Origin of the sequence: Parahaliea mediterranea (genome assembly GCF_003402235.1) — a bacterium.
Lineage (GTDB): Bacteria > Pseudomonadota > Gammaproteobacteria > Pseudomonadales > Halieaceae > Parahaliea > Parahaliea mediterranea.
Genome location: NZ_QEWO01000004.1, coordinates 12800 through 32207 on the forward strand (window position 1 = coordinate 12800; position 19408 = coordinate 32207).

Sequence of the window (19408 nt, forward strand, 5' to 3'; positions counted from 1 at the left end):
ACCTATGGGCCCACTGCAGGGATTCAGAATTATCGAGCTGGCGGGTATTGGCCCCGGCCCCTTCTGCGGCATGCTGCTGTCGGACCTGGGCGCGGAAGTCATCAGCATCGAGCGCCCCACCCGCCATACCGGCAAACGCGATGACGCCGTGTGCATGCGCAACCGTCGCTCGCTGTGCGTGGACCTGAAAAAGCCGGAGGGCGTGGAACTAGTGCTGGATTTGTGCAGCGGCGCCGATGCCCTGTACGAGGGCTTTCGACCGGGAGTGGCAGAACGACTGGGCCTTGGGCCAGAGCCCTGCATGGCGCGCAACCCGGGCCTGGTCTACGGCCGTATCACCGGCTGGGGGCAGAGCGGCCCCCTGGCCCAGAGTGCTGGCCACGACATCAACTACATTGCCCTGTCCGGCGCCCTGCACGCCATTGGCCGGGCCGGTGAGCCGCCCCTGCCGCCCCTCAACCTGGCGGGGGACTACGGCGGTGGCGGCCTGTTCCTGGCGCTGGGCATACTGAGCGCGCTATTGGAAAAAAGCCGCTCCGGCCAGGGTCAGGTGGTGGACGCGTCCATGGTGGAAGGCTCCGCCGCGCTGATGGCCGTGTTCTACGGTCTGCACGGCATGGGCCGGCACAGTACCGAGCGCGGCAGCAACCTGCTCGATACCGGCGCGCCCTTCTACGAAGTCTACGAAACGCGTACCGAAGCCACCCAGGAGCCCCAGTACATTGCCATCGGCCCACTGGAACCGCAGTTCTACGAATTGCTCATCAAGGCCATCGGCGCCGACGAAACGCAGTTCTTCCCCCAGCACGACACCCAGGCCTGGGGCGACCGCAAAGCCCGGCTGGCGGCCATCTTTCGCCAGCGTAGTCGCGACCAATGGTGCCAGCTGCTGGAGGGCACCGATGCCTGCTTCGCCCCGGTACTGTCTCTCACCGAGGCCCCCGACCATCCACACAATATCGCCCGGGGCAGCTTTATTACCGTCGACGGCATTGTGCAGCCGGCGCCGGCACCAAAGTTCAGCCGCAGCCAGCCGGCCACGCCGCGCGCCTCAGCGGCGCCGGGCAGCGATACCGATGCCCTGCTGGCGGAGCTGGGCTACTCGGCGGAAAAATCCGCCGCGTTAAGGGCAGCCGGGGCCATCCCGGGCTGACGCGACAAACGACTAAGCACGCCACAACGCCGCCCGCCGGGCGGAAAATTCACTGAAACAGGTGGGCTCGCGCCCCAGCAACTGGCGCAGTGTCGCGGCGGGGCCGACACCGCCATCCGCCGCCAGGAAGCGATCCAGGCTGGCGAACACGTCCACTTCCCAGTCTGGCAGCCCCGCCCGCTGGTAGCCGGCACGGGCCCTGGCTTCTGAAATTGGCCGGTATTCGATGGCCCGGCCACTGGCGGCGCCGATAATTGCCACGGCCTGCCCATTGTCCAGCGCCTCGGGGCCGTGTAGGTCCAGCACGGTATTTGAGTAAGCTGCGGGTGATAGCAGGACTGTGGCAGCGGCGCGACCGATGCCCTCGGTGTCGATGAAGCAGCTGCGCCCTGCCCCCTGGGCCAGTGCCAATCGCCCGCGCAGCAGCATTGGCCGGTAGAGGCCGGCGAAGTTCTGCATGAAGCTGTTGCAGCGCAAAATGCAGTAGTCGATACCACTGCCGATGAGTTCGGCATCCACCGCGCCCTGCCAACGGCCCATGGCAGATGCGGAGTCCAGCCCCGCCGCCAGGCCCGACAAGCGCACAATGAAACCCACCCCCTGCTGGCGCGCCGCCTCTACAAAGCGGGCGCCGCGCTCCACCATCGCCGCGCCAAAGGGCACCATCAGAAAGGCGCGGTCCACCCCTTCCAGCGCACGCAGCAGTGCATCACTGTCATCCAGCGGCGCGCAGCGCAAGTCGCAGCCAGCCGGCAGCGCCCGGCTGCCGGAATGGGCGGCAATCACACGCACTTCCGCCCGGTTGACGCTGTCATCCAGCAGGCCCGCCAGCACCGCAGAGCCCACCTGCCCCCGCGCGCCCATCACCAGTAAGGTCGGTGCTGCCGCCATCATCGCCTCACCCCGTCAGTACAAAACGCAACAGCAGTGGCAGCGTGAGGAAAGACAGCAGCGTAGAAAGCACCACCATGCCGGCGGTGTCCTGGGGAGACTGCCGGTAACGGATGGCCAGCAGGTAATTGAAGACTGCCACCGGCATTGCCGCCTGCAGCAGCACCACGCCGCGCTCGGTGCCTTCCAGGCCGTAGAGGTTGACCACAGCCAGCCCCAATGCAAAGCCACCGCCCAAGCGCAGGCCCGATACCAGCAGGGCCCGCGGCAGGTTGCCCACCCGCAGCTGGGCCAGCGAGACACCCAGGGTCATCAGCATCAGGGGAATGGTCACACCGCCCATGAGGTTGAGGGTGTTGGCTGCCCATGCAGGCAGCTTGAAACCGAGTACCAGGCTGGTGACGGCGAATGCCGCGGCGTACAGGATGGGCTGGCGCAGCAGTTCCAGCAGGCGCTTGCGTGCCCCGCCAGAGGACTCATCGACAATCAGTATGCCAAGGCTGAACTGGCTGACGGTCATCGCCATGAAGATGCCAAGCCCGAGCGCCAGGCCGGTGTCGCCAAAGGCAAACATGCACAGTGAAAGCCCCATGTTGCCGTTGTTGGGAAACAGCAGGGGCGGCAGGTAAACGCGAACATCCAGCTGCAAAAGGCGCACCAGCACACCACCGACGACCAGCATGGCACCCATTACCGACAGTGCCGCCAGCACCACCCGAGCGAGATCGCCAGGCTGCACGGTGGCCCTGTCCAGCGCCGCAATAAACAGGCAGGGCGCCGCCACATTCATGATCAGGCGGGTGATGAACTGCGAAGGAAAGTCACTGCCGCTGCGCGCCCAGCCGTAACCCACCGCGGCCAGGCCGAATACCGGGGCGACAATGGCGAAGATATCCAGCAGCATGCCCAGCGACCTGTTCAGGCCACGCGAAACTCAAGCTCGCCACCGGCCACGGCGGCCAATGTGTTGCGCGCGGCGATCGACAGGCTGCGGGAGAGGGTCTCGTTGGTGAGCCAGGCCAGGTGGGGGGCAACCACCACGTTGTCCAGCGCCAGCAGGGGATGATCCGCGGCGACGGGTTCCTCGGCAAACACATCCAGCCCCGCCGCCGCCAGATGGCCACTGCCCAGGGCCGCCAGCAGTGCCGCTTCATCCACCAGGGCACCGCGAGCGGTGTTGACCAGCACGGCCCCCGCCTTCATGCGGGCGATACGCTCGGCATTGAGTAGTTGCGCCGATGCATCCGTCAGGGGCAAATGCAGCGACACGACATCGGCACGCGCCAGCAGCTGGTCAAGGCTGACACAGGGCCAGGGCACGTCCTTGGGCGAGCGGGCGGTGTAGATGACATCGGCCCCCAGGGCCTGCAGCACCGGCGCCAGCCGACGGGGCACTTCGCCAAAACCCACCAGGCCCACAGTGCGCCCAGCCAGCTCGCCAAAACCCTCAAGGTATTGCGGCGCCACCGACCAGGCGCCACTGCGGCAGGCCCTATCCAGGCGCACCTGCTGGCGCAGGGCAGACAGCATCAACAGCAGGGCCATCTCCGCCACCGCCTGGCTGTTGGTGCCGGGCATATTGCAAACGGCAATGCCCCGCTGCTGCGCTGCCGCCAAGTCGATGGTGTTTACTCCCACGCCGATTTTCTGTACCAGAGCAAGGCGCGGCGCGGCGGCCATCATCTGCGCCGTCACTGGCTGCAATACATGCCAGATGGCCTGCACATCGGCCAGCAGCGCATCCGGTGGCGCGCCGGCGCTCTCGGGATGCACCAGCACCTCGATGTCCTGCTGGCGAAAGCGGGCCAGTTCGGCCCGCAGGCGGGGCCCGGCATCGTACTGAAACAGTACACGCATCATGATCTAGCGCTCCAGTACGGCGCGGGTAAAGTCGTGGATGTAGTCCATATGGGCCTCCGATGCAGCGCTGGCGGCGGCGCCATCTGCCGCCGCCACGGCCCGGGCTATCGCGGCATGCAGCGCCGCCACCCGGGGCAGGTCTTGTTCGCGCCGGTAATAGTAGTGCCAGAAGCGCCGCGACAGGCCGTGCAGTTGACGCAGCATGGTAGCGGCAAATTCATTGTCGGCGGCGGCAATCAGGGATTCGTCGAGTTCATGATCCAGATGCAGGAAGGCCAGGTAATCGCGCTCGTCGCCGGCCAAATCGAGCGCATCGGCCAACGCTGCAAACTGGGTAAGCTGTTCGCGGCTGGCGCGCCGCGCTGCCATGCCGGCAACGTTCACTTCCAGCAAACGCCGCACTTCCAGCAGGCGCAACTGCTTGCCAATGTCGATCTCCGCCACCCGGATACCGCGCCGGGGCATGATCTCCACCAGGTGCTCGCCCGCCAGGCGCTGCAGTGCTTCTCGCACGGGCGTACGGCCAAGGCCCAGCTCCAGGGCCAGCTCGGCCTCCGACAGCAGGGCCCCTGGCGCCAGCGCCATGGTGACGATTTTTTCTTCCAGCCGGCGGTAGGCGATTTCGGTTTTCGACAACCGGGCGGCATCGGTTACGGCGTTATCGGCCAAAGGGCGCGCCTCCTGCATAGCATGCACGGGTGCCCAGCGCTTCTTCGATACGCAGGGCTTCATTCCACTTCGCCATGCGCTCGGAGCGGGCGAAGGACCCCACCTTCAGCTGGCGTATACCCCAGCCCAGGGCAAGGTGCACGATGGTAACATCCTCGGTTTCGCCGGAGCGGGCGGACACTACGGTGTTCCAGCCCGCCTCCCGGGCCATGGCGTGGGCGGCATAGGCCTCGCTGAGGGTGCCCACCTGGTTGGGCTTGCACAGCAGGGTATTACAGGCCTGCTGGCGCTGGCAGGCGAGAATATTGGCGGTATTGGTCACCAGCAGGTCGTCGCCAACCACCTGCACCCGCGCGCCAAACTCGGCTGTGAGCGCCGCGTGACTGGCCAGGTCACTTTCGACGAACGGATCCTCGATCATGCAAATCGGGTAGTTCGCCAGCCACTGCCCGAGTTGCTGGTACCACTGCCCGGTATCCAGGGTGCGGCTGTCCCGCTGCAGATGATAGCGCCCCTGGTGATAGAACTGGGTGGCGGCAATGTCCAGCGACAGGCCGACCTGGCTCTGCGGGCAGAATCCCGCCTGCTGCACCGCCTCGACCAGGGCGGCAATGGCGGCCTCGTTGCTGTCGAAGGCCGGCCAGTAGCCGCCCTCGTCCGCCACCCCGCAGCGTTTGTTGCGCCGATCCATCAGCTTGCCCGCGACGAGGTAAATCTCCGCCGTCCACTCCAGGGCCTCGCGAAAGCTGCCCGCGCCGAAGGGCACCACCATGAAGTCCTGCAGATCCATACAGCCCTCGGCGTGGGCACCGCCACCGAATATCTGGATTTCCGGCACCGGCAGGGTGCAGGCCTGACTATCGCCGCGCTGCCCGGCCAGGTAGCGCCACAGGGGCTCGCCGCAACCGGCCGCTGCTGCGTGGGCCACCGCCATCGAGGTGGCGATCATGGCGTTGCCGCCGAGCACCTGGCGGTTGCCGGTGCCATCGAGGCGCACCATGCTGGCGTCGATGGCCGCCTGATCGCTGGCATCGCAACCGACCAGTGCCGGTCCGATCACTTGATTAACAGCGTCCACCGCGCCATCCACGCCGTAGCCGCCCAGTCGCGTGCCGCCGTCACGGCGGTCCAGCGCTTCGCCACTGCCGGTGGACGCGCCGGCCGGCGCCATCGCCCGCCCCACTGCGCCGCAGGCCAGGTGGACCTCGGTTTCAACCGTGGGGCGGCCACGGCTGTCCCAAACGGATCGCCCTGTTACTTTGCTGATGGATAGTTCACTCATGGGTATTGATCGCTCTCTCGCGGGTTCGTCGGCTTTGCGCGGCGCGGCCGCGCGCGGTTGTCTGTTCACTGGCGCCGGTCACAGCGACTGGCGCCAGGCGTGTGCCAGCGCGGCCAGATCATCCGGCGGGTTGATAAGGTGGAACGTTGCGAACTGGCGCACCTGTTGCTGCTGCGCGCCCTGCAGGTACTCCACTGGCGATTTGCCATCGACCCGCGCCAGCAACAGCCCCGGCAGCAGGTGGGCGGCGCGGCTGGCCAGCGCGCTTGGTGGCTCCCAGTCCACCGCGGCCAGGTAATCCCGGCAAAGTCGCTGGTAGGCGGCCAGGTAGTCTGGCGTGCCAGCCGGCTGCCACAGACACTTCAACAGCAAGTGGTTAAGGCAGAAGGCGAGGTCGAAGGCGGGGTCACCGATGCAGGCACACTCGGCATCCAGCAGCACCACGCCGCCCTCGCCCACCAGGATGTTCTTCGGGCTGACATCGCCGTGTACCATCACCCGGCGCTCGCCGGATACCGCCTCGGCCAGCCGCAGCAGGTAGGGTGCCAGTGCCGGGTGCCGCTCCGCCGCACCGTGCAGATAGGGCTCAAGACGCAACTGGAAGAACAACTCGCCATTGTCGAAGCGACGCGCCAGGGTCGCATCCCCCGCAGTGGCGCTGTGAATCCGCGCCAACAGTGTGGCCAGTGACGCTACCGCAGGCAGCGCCACGCGCCCTGCGGCCAGTTCCTGCTTCCAGTTTCGATAGTGCTCGGGCGCAAAGTACTGCATGGCAAACACACCGGCCTCGGGGTCGTGACCCAGCACCCGGGGCACCGAGCCGGGTGCAATGGCGGCCGCCTGTTCCAACCAGGCCACTTCATAGGCATTGCGGTGGGTGGGCACCTGCCAGTCCCGCGCCACCCGCAACTGGGCCAGGGCGCGCTTCACACAGTAGTCATGCGGCCCGCTCTGCACCCGCCAGATGTCGGACGCAACGCCACCGGTCAGGGGCTGTGCCCGCACCGGCTCACCCGGCTCCAGCAACCCCATCCCCTGCAGGGCACTGCGCAGGCTGTCGGGCAGTTGTGCCCCGCTGTCATTCCCTTGCTGCACTGCCGCCTCCCTCGCGCGCGCCGTCGATATAGCCAAAAGAGTGGACACGGTAGCAGCCAACCCTGTTAATATGCAACTGATATATCACAACGGAGAGCGAGCAATGAACACCACCAACGCCCTGGTTGCACGGCTGCAGAAGCTGGAGTCGGCGGTTGTAGCCGATGTTATGGACACGATGGGGCTAGAACACCAGGTGCCAGCGCCGGGGCTGCTGCCGGTGCGCCGGCACAGCACCATGGCCGGGCCGGTCATCTGCGCGGCGGGTTCTGACACCGTCAGCGAAGGCCTGCCGACCTTTGCCCTGGACGATGCCATTTACCCCGGTGGCATTCTGGTGATCGACACCGACCAATGCAGCGGCGGTGCCATTATTGGAGACAACATGGTGACCAGCATGGTCAATCGCGGCGCGGCGGGCTTTATTGTTGATGGCGGCATTCGCGATGCGGCGGAATTCGAGCAACTAGAGCAGCCCGTCTTCTACCGCTACACCTCGCCCCTGAACGCACACAAGTACTGGCGACTGACGGCTGTGGAGCAGCCCATTACGTTGCCCGGTGTACGCGGGCCGGTGAACATCAACCCGGGCGACCTGCTGCTGGCCGACGCCGACGGCATCGTTGTACTGCCCATCGCGCACGCTGCACAGATCATCGCCGATGCGGAAATTCACCTGGCCACAGAGAACAGTATCAAGCAGGGGCTGGTGGCAGGGGGCGATCGCAAAACCGTCACCCAGGCCGCCGGGCGCCTGAAGCACGTGCAGCGGCTGGGGTGAGGACGAAACAAACGGGCTAAACAATCGGCAGTGACAGGCCGCCATCCACGGTAACGCAGGTGCCCGTCATATAAGCCGAGGCGTCCGAGGCTAGCAGCAGGATGGCCCCGGTAAGATCCACATACTCACCCAGGCGGCGCTGGGGAATCCGCGCCAGCAGCGCCTGGCCTTTGGGACTCTCAAGGAATTCGCCGGCAAGGTCTGTCACGTAATAGCCCGGCGCTATCGCGTTGACGGTGACACCATAGCGGGCCCACTCCACCGCCATATTGCGGGTCAGGTGCAACAGGGCCGCCTTGGACGCCGAATAGGGGCCGGTGCCCTTTTGTGCCGCCACCCCGAGAATGGACGCGATATTCACCACCCGCCCGGGCTTCTCCGCCGCCGCCAGTCGCCGCACCGCCTCGCGCGCCACCAGCCACGGCCCCTTCAGGTTGGCGGCCTGCACGCTGTCCCAGGTGTCCACGTCCACGTCCAGCAGCGAGGGTTTGGCCACCACTCCGGCGTTGTTGACCACGATGTCCACCACACCCTCGCCCACTGCGCCCTCGAAGGCTTCGCGCACACTGGCCTCCGATGTCACATCCATGGCGTGGGCCTCGGCCACGCCGCCGTCGGCCTGAACCGCCGCTACCGTTTCGGCCAGTTTTTCTACCCGCCGGGCGCACACGATGACGCGCGCGCCAGCCCCCGCCAGCACTTGCGCAAAATGGCGCCCAAGGCCGGTACCACCGCCGGTCACCAGGGCAGTTTTGCCGGTCAAATCAAAAAGAGTGTGAGTCATGGAATCTACCTTTTCTATCAAAGTGGCCTAGCCTAGCGGCTCGGTCAGGTGCAATGTCAGCTGTGGTTTTACGCAGGAAGGCGTCACAGCAAAGCGGTGCCATCTTACCCCGGAGACTGTCGCCAGCCGTCAAAAAAGTCCCGTCAAAAAAATTTTCTAATCTATACTAAAACTTTTTTGTTGATGCTAACATCATGCCATCAACCCCGCTACCTGCCCCGCAGGTCGAGGCGCATAAACACAACACAGCGCCACAGGAGGAGACAAACGCACCATGAAACCCGCAACACTCGGCCACTATGGCCTGCTGCTTGCCTGCCTGGCCGGCAGCACCGCCAGCCAGGCAGCCAACACCGGCCACTGCCCCGGTTACCAGAGCGGCCAGCGCAACCTGTACTGGGGCGACCTGCACGTCCACACCGCCTATTCCATGGATGCCTACGCCTTTGGCACCACCGCCAACCCGGCCGATGCCTTTGCCTTCGCCCGCGGAGCGCCGATCACCCTGGCCGATGGCAAAACCCGCCAGCAACTGCGCCGGCCGCTGGACTTTGCCGCGGTCACTGATCACGCAGAGACCTTTGACGTGATGCAACTGTGCACCGCCGGCCCCGAACAGCTGGACAACCCCTACTGCCGGGGCCTGCGCGCTGGCGCGGGTACCGATCTCAGCCAGTCCCGCAACATTTTTGTTAACTACCTGCTGCCGGTCATCGCCGGCGGCGAGCCCGCCCTGCCCGCCCTGTGTGAGGAGGAGGGTATAGACTGCGACAGCGCCCGCAGCGCCCTGTGGCAACAGAGCCAGCGTTTTGCCAATGACGCAGACAGCCCCTGCGAGTTCACCGCCTTTGTCGCCAACGAATGGTCCGCCACCCCCGGCAGCGCGCACTGGCACCGTAACCTGATTTACAGAAGCGCCGCCACCACCCCCACGGCCATCGATTATGTACGCTACCCAACACCGCTAAAGCTATGGCAGGCGCTGGATGAACAATGTCGCGCGCAGGACGGCTGCGACGTGGTGGCCATTCCCCACAACACCAACTTCGCCGAAGGTGGCGGCTTTGATGTTGAAGCCGAACAGCCCGACACCCTGCGCCTGCGCGCACGCTTTGAACGCCTGGTGGAAATTCACCAGAGCAAGGGCAACAGCGAGTGCATTGCAGAAAACTGGGACAACGCCGACAGCGACTGTGGCTTTGAAAAAGCCTTTCACTCTGCCGCCAGCAAAGAGCGCGCCGCCACGGACCCTGCCTACGTAAAGACCCTGAATCGCGCCTACGTACGGAACATTCTCAGCCGTGGCCTGCAGGCCTATATCGCCAGTGACAAGGCGGCACTCAACCCCTTGCAGCTGGGCTTTGTCGGCTCCACCGATGCCCACGCCGCCACCGCCGGTGCCACTGAGGAAGACGCCTACACCGGAGACGCCTGGGGCGGTGGTGGCTCCGACCCGCGCCGCATCCAGGGCCGGCCGGATTACAACCCGGGTGGACTGGTTGGCATCTGGGCCGCCGAGAATACCCGCGCCAGCCTGTTTGACGCACTGAAGCGCCGCGAAACCTACGCCACCAGTGGCACCCGCATTGCCCTGCGCTTTAGCGCCGACCGGGCGGATGCACCAGACGCCTGCAGCGCCGATTACGACTACAGCAACGCAACCGCCATGGGCGCAACACTTGGCAGCAGCGCAACAGACACGCCAGTGGCGGCGCCGCGCCTTACGGTGCTGGCCAATATGGATCGCACGCCCCTGCAGCGGGTGGAGATTATCAAGGGCACCCTGGATGGGAACGGCGACATCGTGCAGCAGGTCATCACCCTTGCCGACCTCAAGCCAGGCAGCCCAAGCACCTGCAACAGCTGGACCGACCCCGATTTCGACCCCGCCCGGCCCGCCTACTGGTATGCCCGGGTTAAAGAGCTGCCGACCGAGCGCTGGTCAAAGCGACTCTGCGAATCACTCGACAACTGCAATGACGTGCCCGGAGCCGACCGGCTGATCCAGGAAACCGCCTGGAGCTCACCGATCTGGTACCTGCCCTGACGCGCCACACCATCCAAGAAGGAGCCCACCATGTCCGACACCCGCAAGCGCTATACCTATACCCGCACCCCCCACCTGGTGGTTTACCAGGACAAATCCAACTTCAAGGATACCTACGCCGGCGAGATAGATGTGGTGGCCATTCAGTGCCACCTGCTGCGCCCGGATGACAAACCCTCCGACACCCTGGTGGTTTGGTCCCACCCGATTGGTGGCGGCTTTTACCTGCCGATGATGGCGGCCCTGGCCAAGGCCGGCGTGCACACCATGTACTGCGACACCCGCTACCGCGGCGTGGATACCGCCCTGATCATGGAGAAAGTGATCTGCGACCTTGGCGCCGCCATTCGCGATGCCAAGGAACGCCTGGGCTACAAGAAGATCATCCTGGGCGGCTGGAGCGGCGGCGGCTCCATGAGCCTGTTCTACCAGGCCGAGGCGGAGAACCCGACAGTGACCGCAACGCCTGCCGGCGACTCGCCGGACCTGACCAAGCGCAACCTCATTCCCGCCGATGGCATGATGCTGGTGGCCGCCCACCTGGCACGTCACCGCACCCTCACGGAGTGGCTGGACCCGTCGGTGACCGACGAGAACGACCCCGAGAACCGCGACCCGGAACTGGACATCTACAACCCCGACAACCCCAACCAGCCGCCCTACTCCGCGGAATTTCTGGCGCGTTTTCGCGCCGCACAGATCGAGCGCAACCGGCGCATTACGCGCTGGGTGAAGGAGAAGCTGGCCGAATACAAGGCCAACGGCCAGCCCAACCGTGAATACGGCTTTGTGGTACACCGCACCATGGCAGAACCCAAGTGGCTGGACCCGACCATTGACCCCAACGACCGCAAGCCCAACTGGTGCTTCCTGGGCGAACCGGAGGTGGTGAACGACAGTCCGGTGGGCCTGGCGCGCTTCTGCTCGCTGCGCTCTTGGCTGTCCCAGTGGAGTTGGGACGACGCCCGCGCCGACGGCCTTAGCTGCGCAGCCCGCATCTCGGTGCCGGCACTGGTCATTGGCAACACCGCCGACGACGGCATTACCCCCGAGCACACCCAGGGCCTGTACGAGGCCGTGCCTCACAGCAACAAAGAACTGAAATGGATCGAGGGCGCCAACCACTACTACTTCGGCCAGCCGGAAAAAGCCGCCGAAGCCGCCCACACCTGCGCCGACTGGCTGCAGGCCCAGGGCCTGGCGTAAGCCCCAGGCCGTGAGGAAACGATTGTGAGCGAACTCGACATCCGCACCCTGGCCGACATTCCCACCAGGCAGGCCGCGGCCCAGGCCCCGGCCACCGCACTGGAATTTGCCGGCAGCATTGTGACCTACGGCGAGCTTGAACAGCGCAGCAACCAGGTCGCCAACGCCTTTATCAATGACGGCGTAGCCCCCCAGACCAACATCGCCCTACTGGATCGCAACGCAGAGACCTTCTTCTACGTCCTGTTCGGGGCGGCCAAGGCCAACCTCTGCCTGGTGACGGTGAACTTCCGCCTCACCGCCGGCGAGGTGTCCTACATCCTGGAAGACTCCACCGCGCAAATTCTCTTTGTAAGCCGGGAATTCCTCGACATCGCCCGGGACTGCAAGGCCCGTCTGGCGCAGGTGGAAAAAATCGTGGTGCTGGATGGCGACGGCGAGCAGGACGGCGAAATCGGCCTGCGACGCTGGCTGCAGGGGCAGCCCGACACCGCGCCCGCCCACCGTGCACCCTCACCCACGGACCGGGCGGTACAGATGTACACCAGCGGCACCACCGGTCATCCCAAGGGAGTCATGCTCAGTCACCACAGCATGGTGTGCGCCGCCGCCGAGGGCCTGTCCGTGTGGCCGGTGATGCACGAGCCCGACGCCGCCGTGCTGGCCACCATGCCCCTGTTTCACATTGCCGCCGCCAACCTGTGCATTGCCGGCCTGTACGCCGGCGGCCGGGCGGTGATACTCAAGGAGGCCGTGCCGAAAGAAGTCGCCCGGCAACTGGCTGCGGCGCGCATTCGCATTGTGCCCCTGCCGCCGGCCCTGATTCACGCCCTCATCCGCCTACCGGATATCGGCAGCTACGACCTGTCACACCTGGATACCCTGCTGATTGCCGGCTCCGGCATCGCGGTGGAACTGCTGAAAGACGCCCAGGAGGTACTGAACTGTGGCTTTGCCCTGTCCTACGGCATGACAGAATGCTGTGGCGGCATTACCTACCTTGGCCCCAGGGACTGCGTGCACGATGCCGGCCATTTGCTGGCCTCTGCCGGCAAGCCTTTTGGCGGTAACCGGGTACGCATTGTAGACGCCCAGCGCCAGGATCTGCCGGTGGGCGAAATCGGCGAAATCGCCTGCCAGTCGGAACGCCTGATGAACGGCTACTGGCACCGCCCCGAGGCCACCGCCGAGGCCGTAGACGGCCAGTGGTACTACTCGGGCGATGCCGGCTATGTCGACGCCGACGGCTACCTCTACGTGGTCGACCGGATCAAGGACATGGTGGTCAGCGGCGGCGAGAATATCTACCCGGTGGAAATCGAGAACGCGTTGCTCAAACACCCGGCGGTGAGCGACGTGGCCGTCATCGGCGTGCCCGACGAAAAATGGGGCGAAGCCCTGCTGGCCAATGTCATTCTGGAGCCGGGCGCCGCGGTCAGCGGCAAAGCGCTGGTGGACTTTCTGCGCGACTCGCTGGCCGGCTACAAAATCCCCCGACGCTACGAATTTGTCGACGCCTTTCCGCGCAATGCCACCGGTAAAGTGCTGAAGCGGGAGCTGCGCGCGCAGTGGCGGTAAAGCCAATGTGCGGGCCGTCTTTTTAATGCACGCCAAGTTTTTCTATGCGCATTGTGCTACCATTTTGACCACCTACCACCGGCGCTGGCAGATCGCATTGCAGGGGCTTCCCGGCCCCGGGCTACCCACACTGAACGCACCTGCCTGCGCACCGAAAACGGACTCCTATGGCGACCTCTAGCGAAGCGAACTGGCACTTCAACAAAACGGAACAACGCCGACTCAAGCGCGACATTGTGCTGAAAGTCGCCGCCGAGTGCTTCAATGAAAAGGGCATCAGCGGTACCTCCCTCAAGGACGTTGCCCGCAAGCTGAACATTACCGATGCCGCCCTTTACTACTATGTAAAAAACAAGGAAGAGCTGGTCACCCTGTGCTACATGCGCGCTCTGGATCTGGGTGAGCGGGCCCTGGATCGCGCCATGGAAGAAGGCAACACCTGCCTGGAACAACTGCAACTCTACCTGCGCTACCAGCTGGAAGAAGTGTGCGGCGAGAACGGGCCAGTGGCCATCCTGAGCGAGATTCCCGCCCTCAAGCCGGAGCACCAGAAAACCATTCGCGCCCGCTCCAGCGCCCATACCAAGCGCATCACCCAGCTGCTGCTGGCCGGCATCAAGGAGGGCACTATCGCCACCGACGACCCGGCCATCACCTGCGATGCCATCCTCGGCGCCGTGAACTGGACCCCCAAATGGTTCAAGACCACCTCCGGCCCCAGTGGCGAGCAGATCGCCGACGCCTTCATCCAGACTTTTACCCAGGGTCTGCTGCCGCGCTGACCGCAACCTTCCCTCCCCGCCCTGACCCAGGCGGGCGCTTGGGACCGGCCCGCCACAACCCCTGCAACCAGTGAGATTGACCGCTTTCGGTGACAGAAAGTGGCTCGCCTTGCCTGCGCCCCCGCTGACTGCGCTAATGACTGGGCGCACAACCGCTTCAGGCCAAGATTTTAATGCACATTAAATCTGGTTAGTATATATTCAAGTTTTACAATAACAGCACCCACCGGAGGCCCACCGCATGACCTTCGACATCAAGCCCCCCCTGCTACCGGAACTGGTTGCCCTGCACGGGCGCTGGTACCCAAACAAGCTCGCCGTCATTGACGAGCACAGCAGCCTGACCTGGCACGAACTCGATCAGCGCTCCAATGCCGTAGCGAATGGCTTGCTGGCACAGGGCCTCGGCCGCGGCGACGGCGTAGCTATCCTGATGAGCAATCGCGTGGAATACGTGGAAGTGCTTTACGGCGTATTCAAAGCCGGCGCTGTAGCGGTACCGCTGAACCTTGCCGTGAGTGCCAAAGGCCTGGCCGGAATGATGTCCGATGCTGGGACCCGGGCGGCCTTCTTTACCGGACAGGAGTACGAAAAGGTCGCGACACAACTGTCAGGCTTGCCCCAGTTGCAAAGCCGACTGGTGCTGTCTGAAACAGACAGTGCAACGGCGCTCGCGGGCACCACTGACTATCGCGAATGGCGACGCTCTCAATCGACACAGGCACCCCGCGTCACTATCGGCGATGACGATCCCTGCAACATCATCTACAGCTCAGGCACTACCGGGGTTCCCAAAGGAATCAAGCACCTGCACCGGCGCCGCGCCCAGTCCATGTACGAGCTTGCGCTGGCCCACCGCTACCACTACGGCGCAGTGGCCATCTGCCCGATTGGGCTGTACTCCAATATCGCCTGGGCCTCCCTGTTCTGTTCGCTGATTGTTGGTGGCACCTGTGTGATTCAAAAAGCCTTCGATGCCAGCCAGTGGATAGATGCCGTGCGCGAGCACCAGGTAACCCACACTATGATGGTGCCGTTGATGTTCCAGCGCGTGCTGGAAGCCCGGAATTTCAGGCCTGAATCCGTGGCCAGTCTTCAGGCAATTATCTCCGGTGGCTCCCCACTGTATGAGCAACTCAAGCGCCAGGTGGCGGAACAGTTCCGCTGCGCAGTGATCGAACTCTACGGCCTCACTGAGGGCTTTATGACCACCCTGCAGCCCGAGGAAGCCGAGGGGCGGCTAGGCTCTGTGGGCAAGCCGGTGCGGGGCCACGACTATCTGATCGTCGATGACCACGACCAACCGCTACCCTGGGGTGCCACTGGCGAGATTTGCGTACGCTCGGTGCACTGGATGGTCGAGTATCACAACCGACCCGATGCGACCCAGGAAACCAATTACATCGACAACCAAGGTCGACAGTGGCTACGCACCGGCGATATCGGGCGGGTTGACGAAGAGGGCTATCTATACATAGTCGATCGCAAGAAGGACATGATTCTATCGGGTGGTCAAAACATCTACCCCGCCGATATCGAATCGGTGATGGTGACTCACCCGGCCGTGTCCGAGGTAGCCGTGATCGGCATCGCCGACGCTACCTGGGGCGAAACCCCTATCGCCCTGGTGGTGCTGCGCGCTGGCCAGAACTGCCCGGACGCCTCGACACTCACGACCTGGACCAACGAACGCGTGGGGCGCCGACAGAAAATTCGCACCGTCTACTTCCGCGATGATCTGCCCCGCAATCCCAACGGCAAGATTCTCAAGCGCGAGCTGCGCGCTGAGTACGAAACGCAATCCAGCACTGCCCAAAAGGAGCAAGAACATGCCTGATGCAAAACGCCCACTGAAAGCCATCAATAACGTTCACCACACCGCCTATGGCTGCCGCGACGCCGACCAGACCATCTGGTTCTACGAAGAAATCCTGGGACTGAAACTGGCCGCCGCCTTCAGCTCCGAGAATGAACCCGGCAGCGGCAACGAAAACCCCTTCCTGCACATCTTCTTTGAGATGCCCGATGGTAACTACGTGGCCTTCTTCGACGCCCCGGAGACCATTGAGAACGACTGGCTACAGCGCAAGCACAGTTTTGAAATGCATTTGGCCTTTGAAGTGGAAAGCGAAGAGGCCATGCTGGAATGGCAGGCCTACATCAACGCCAAGGGTAAATCCTGCCTGGGCCCGGTCGACCACGGCTTCGTGAAGTCGGTCTATATGTATGACCCTAACGGCATCCAGGTGGAAATCACCGCACGATCCGCGCGTTATGCCGAGTTAATGGCGCATGAGTTGGCCGAGTCCCGCGCCAATATTGAGGACTGGAATCGCAAAAAGCGCGCCTTTAAGGAAGAAAAGTTCGGCGCCGACAACCTCGACAAGCGCGCGGGTTAAACCGCCGCGGCTCAGACCCGCGGCGAATCCTGGGCCGTCATTGCACTTAGCATCTCAGCCATTTTCTGGTGCACGAGGTTGACGGCTTTCAAGGGCCGCAGCATCACCTTGAAGTCGTCTATCTCGCCACGGTTGTTCCAGTGAATGATATCCACGCCATTGATGACAATGCCGTCGATTTCCGTCTGGAATTCCAGCATCGCATCCTGCTCGCCACGAATCTCCCGCAGGTAGCGGAAGCTGTCGTTCCCAAGCACCACAAAGGCAGCCCCGAGGTAGGCTGCGGTCAGTGCCCGGCCGCGCTGGGGGCTGTGCACCACCGGTGAGTGAAACACTGCATCCTCCGCCAACAGAGTATTCAGGCCTTCAACATTCCCGGTTTCGAGCAGCCGGTGCCATTGATCGATAACGTGCATGGGACATTCCTCCTGTAACAAACTGCGAGGGTAGCAGAGATTGCCGGTACCTATCTGCGCAAGCCGAAACCGGCCCCAGCATAAAAAAACGCCGGCGGTGCCGGCGTCAAGCTCTCGGAGGGAGGGTGCAATCGTGCATCAGAAGTTGATGATCAGCTCCACCCCCAGCTCCCGCGGGGGCTGATAGAACTGGGTGATCGGGTTGGCACCGGTCACCACAGCGCCGGAGATGACTTCCTCGTCGGTCAGGTTTTTGCCATACACCGTCAGTTTGTAGCGCTCATCAGTGTCCGTGTAAGAAATGTTGGCGTTTACCAGCGCCACCTCGTCGCGGTAGAAGGCATCGTCCAACGCACGACCCCAGGTATTGTAACGGTCGGTATAGCGCACATCGCCGTGCAGGCTGAAGATGCCAATGCCGGTCACCAGGTCGTAATCCAGCAACAGACTGGCACTGAGCTCCGGTGCGTTGGGCAGTGGCAGGTCAGTCTGGTCTTCGGCGATCAGCCACTGACCGGGAGAAAACTCCAACTCAAAGCCGCCGCAGTTGGAGGGCATGTAGGCGGAAGCGCCATCCGTGTCATCGCAGAAATCATTGTACTCCGCATCCAGGTAGCCCACGTTAAAGCCCACCTGCAGGTTCTCCACCGGCAGTACCAGCAGCTCCAGCTCAACGCCGGCAATTTCCGCCTCGGCGACATTGGTGGTGATGCTTTCTGCCCGTACCGAACCGGGCCGTTGCACGCCCTGCTGCAGATCCTCGTATTCGTTGAGGAAGATGGCCCCATTCACACGCAGGCGCCGGTCCCACCAGTCGCTTTTGATACCCAGCTCATAGGCGGTTACCGTCTCTTCGTCGTAGGGGCCCACCAGTTCCGGCAGGGTGGCGCGGGAGTTGTAGCCACCGCCCTTGTAGCCCTGCGACACCGAGCCATACAGCAGTATGTCGTCCGACAGCTGGTATTCCAGGGCCACCTTGGGCGAGAAGTTGGTCCAGCTGTCGTCTTTCTCGGCAATGAACGATGACGTCACCACACCGTTGGTCAGCGAATCGCTTTCGAGCGTGTAGTTCTTCTCATCACGCGTGTAGCGGCCGCCGACGGTCAGCGTCCAGTCGTCCAGAAAGGTGTAGTCCGCCTGGGCGAATACTGCCGAGGATTCGGAATCCTGCGAGTTGGTGCCGAAGCTGCCGATCACAGCCGGGGCGGTGAACACGCCAACATCGTTCACCTGCTGCCACTTATCCTGGTTGTAATACAGCCCCACCACGTAGTGGAAGTCGTTGCCGATGGTGCTGTCCCAGCGCAGTTCAGCGCTCTGGGTGTCACCCTGGAAGTCACGCTGCACGTTCAGGTTCTGGTTGGGAATAACGCCCGGATTGTCGGTGCCGTCAAAGTCACCCCGGTTGTAATAGTCGAGGTTCCTGTTGCCGAGCACTGCGGTTATTTTGCCGGCGTCCAAGTGCCAATTGGCCTCAACGGTGGTGCCGGTGGTGGTGGTCTGGGTTTCGGGGTCGAAATTCAGCGCCGCCTTGTACACATCGCCCTGGATGGCCTCCACCGCCGTGCTGTGGCCACCCGGGCCAAGCACTTCGTCGTCGGTGTAATCGGCAATCACTGTCACATCAAAGGTGTCGCTGGGCTCGAACTTCAGCGCACCGCGCAGCGACTTAACCTCCTGTGCCATCAGTGTGGTTCCGGTGGTGATGTTCTCCATGTAGCCGTCGTAGTCGCGGTAGGCGCCAGCCAGTTTGGCGGAGAACATATCGTTGGCAAAGCGGTTGCTGTTGACCTGGAATTTGTAGTGCTGCAGGCCGTTCTCGCCGGCGGTGGCGCTCACCTTGCCGCCAAATTCACCAGTGGGGCGGGCGGTGGTGACGTTAATGGTACCCGCCAGGTTGTTTTTACCAAACAGGGTGCCCTGGGGGCCGCGGATCACCTCAATGCGGTCAATGTCGAACATATCCAGCATGGTGCCTGCAACAAAGGGCACATAGACCCCGTCGATAATCATGCTGGTTTTCGGGTCGCTGTTGGGGTCCGGATCGGAGTGGTTCATGCCGCGAATGGAGAACATGGGCACGTTTGGCACCAGGCCCTGGGTCTGCAGGATGATGTTGGGCGCAATGCCGTTGATGGTGGTGATGTCGGTACCGCCAACGCGCTCCACCATGTCGCCGGTAAAGGCCGCCATGGAGATGGGCACATCCTGGATGCTCTCCTCCCGCTTCTGGGCGGTAACAACAACTTCTTCGAGTGTGGGCGCCATCTGGGCCTGCGACTGGCTTGCTGTCAGAGTCAGCAGGGCTGTGGCCAGCAGTGTCAGCGAGTGGCGAGGGCAGAGAAGGACAGGGTAATCCATAGGGTGTACTCCCTTGATCGTTATGGTTATGCAACTGACAGGCCCGTGGGCAGGCCGCCATGACTTAATACTAAATTTATCTTGCGGTGATTAAAATGTATTTA

At 63.5% G+C, this 19408-nt stretch carries 17 protein-coding genes; 8 read left to right on the forward strand and 9 right to left on the reverse strand.

Going from position 1 to position 19408, the window contains the following annotated elements; all coding sequences use genetic code 11:
- Positions 1-4: 4 nt before the first annotated feature.
- Entirely contained in the window at positions 5-1153 is a 1149-nt protein-coding gene (locus DDZ17_RS12475) for a CaiB/BaiF CoA transferase family protein (protein ID WP_116367295.1), read from the forward strand.
- 12 nt (positions 1154-1165) lie between these two features.
- Here the strand turns inward: DDZ17_RS12475 and DDZ17_RS12480 are convergent, their stop codons facing one another.
- The 6 genes from DDZ17_RS12480 to DDZ17_RS12505 form a co-directional block, all read right to left on the reverse strand.
- Entirely contained in the window at positions 1166-2044 is an 879-nt protein-coding gene (locus DDZ17_RS12480) for an NmrA family NAD(P)-binding protein (protein WP_157976615.1), read from the reverse strand.
- 7 nt (positions 2045-2051) lie between these two features.
- Complete coding sequence (locus DDZ17_RS12485) at positions 2052-2948, reverse strand: AEC family transporter (RefSeq protein WP_116367297.1); 897 nt, start codon at positions 2946-2948, stop codon at positions 2052-2054.
- A 14-nt stretch (positions 2949-2962) separates the two neighbouring features.
- A complete protein-coding gene (locus DDZ17_RS12490; RefSeq protein ID WP_206613542.1) occupies positions 2963-3904 on the reverse strand; it encodes a 2-hydroxyacid dehydrogenase in 942 nt (313 codons plus the stop codon).
- A gap of 3 nt (positions 3905-3907) precedes the next feature.
- Positions 3908-4573, reverse strand: coding sequence for a GntR family transcriptional regulator (locus DDZ17_RS12495; RefSeq protein WP_170150210.1), 666 nt, complete (start codon positions 4571-4573; stop codon positions 3908-3910).
- Positions 4563-5855, reverse strand: a complete 1293-nt coding sequence (eno, locus tag DDZ17_RS12500) for a phosphopyruvate hydratase (RefSeq protein ID WP_116367299.1) — start codon at positions 5853-5855, stop codon at positions 4563-4565. The genes DDZ17_RS12495 and eno overlap by 11 nt, the downstream gene beginning before the upstream one ends.
- Before the next feature lie 78 nt (positions 5856-5933).
- Positions 5934-6950: a phosphotransferase family protein gene (locus DDZ17_RS12505; protein ID WP_206613543.1), complete on the reverse strand. Its 1017-nt coding sequence runs from the start codon at positions 6948-6950 to the stop codon at positions 5934-5936.
- Positions 6951-7053: 103 nt separating this feature from the next.
- On the opposite strand from DDZ17_RS12505, the gene DDZ17_RS12510 reads away from it, so the two are divergent.
- A complete protein-coding gene (locus tag DDZ17_RS12510) occupies positions 7054-7731 on the forward strand; it encodes an RraA family protein (protein WP_157976616.1) in 678 nt (225 codons plus the stop codon).
- 16 nt (positions 7732-7747) lie between these two features.
- Here the strand turns inward: DDZ17_RS12510 and DDZ17_RS12515 are convergent, their stop codons facing one another.
- Positions 7748-8515 (reverse strand): SDR family NAD(P)-dependent oxidoreductase, encoded by a 768-nt coding sequence (locus DDZ17_RS12515; protein WP_116367302.1) that lies wholly within the window; start codon positions 8513-8515, stop codon positions 7748-7750.
- A gap of 274 nt (positions 8516-8789) precedes the next feature.
- On the opposite strand from DDZ17_RS12515, the gene DDZ17_RS12520 reads away from it, so the two are divergent.
- The 6 genes from DDZ17_RS12520 to DDZ17_RS12545 all read left to right on the forward strand — a co-directional run bounded on the left by DDZ17_RS12520 (position 8790) and on the right by DDZ17_RS12545 (position 16527).
- Positions 8790-10562, forward strand: a complete 1773-nt coding sequence (locus tag DDZ17_RS12520) for a DUF3604 domain-containing protein (RefSeq protein ID WP_116367303.1) — start codon at positions 8790-8792, stop codon at positions 10560-10562.
- Positions 10563-10592: 30 nt separating this feature from the next.
- Positions 10593-11768 carry an alpha/beta fold hydrolase domain-containing protein gene (locus DDZ17_RS12525; RefSeq protein ID WP_116367304.1) on the forward strand — a complete coding sequence of 392 codons (1176 nt, stop codon included), beginning with the start codon at positions 10593-10595 and terminating at the stop codon, positions 11766-11768.
- 24 nt (positions 11769-11792) lie between these two features.
- Entirely contained in the window at positions 11793-13346 is a 1554-nt protein-coding gene (locus DDZ17_RS12530; RefSeq protein WP_157976617.1) for a long-chain-fatty-acid--CoA ligase, read from the forward strand.
- Positions 13347-13513: 167 nt separating this feature from the next.
- Positions 13514-14128: a TetR/AcrR family transcriptional regulator gene (locus DDZ17_RS12535; RefSeq protein WP_116367306.1), complete on the forward strand. Its 615-nt coding sequence runs from the start codon at positions 13514-13516 to the stop codon at positions 14126-14128.
- 241 nt (positions 14129-14369) lie between these two features.
- Positions 14370-15965, forward strand: a complete 1596-nt coding sequence (locus DDZ17_RS12540) for a class I adenylate-forming enzyme family protein (protein WP_116367307.1) — start codon at positions 14370-14372, stop codon at positions 15963-15965.
- On the forward strand, positions 15958-16527 hold the full coding sequence (locus DDZ17_RS12545; RefSeq protein WP_116367308.1) for a VOC family protein: 570 nt from the start codon (positions 15958-15960) through the stop codon (positions 16525-16527). Before DDZ17_RS12540 ends, DDZ17_RS12545 begins: the two co-directional genes overlap by 8 nt.
- Positions 16528-16538: 11 nt before the next feature.
- Here DDZ17_RS12545 and DDZ17_RS12550 read toward each other — a convergent pair whose 3' ends face one another.
- Entirely contained in the window at positions 16539-16943 is a 405-nt protein-coding gene (locus DDZ17_RS12550; RefSeq protein ID WP_116367309.1) for a nuclear transport factor 2 family protein, read from the reverse strand.
- A gap of 138 nt (positions 16944-17081) precedes the next feature.
- The gene (locus DDZ17_RS12555) at positions 17082-19304 is read right to left on the reverse strand and encodes a TonB-dependent receptor (protein WP_116367310.1); all 2223 of its coding nucleotides are present in this window, start codon (positions 19302-19304) and stop codon (positions 17082-17084) included.
- Between the last annotated feature and the right edge of the window lie 104 nt (positions 19305-19408).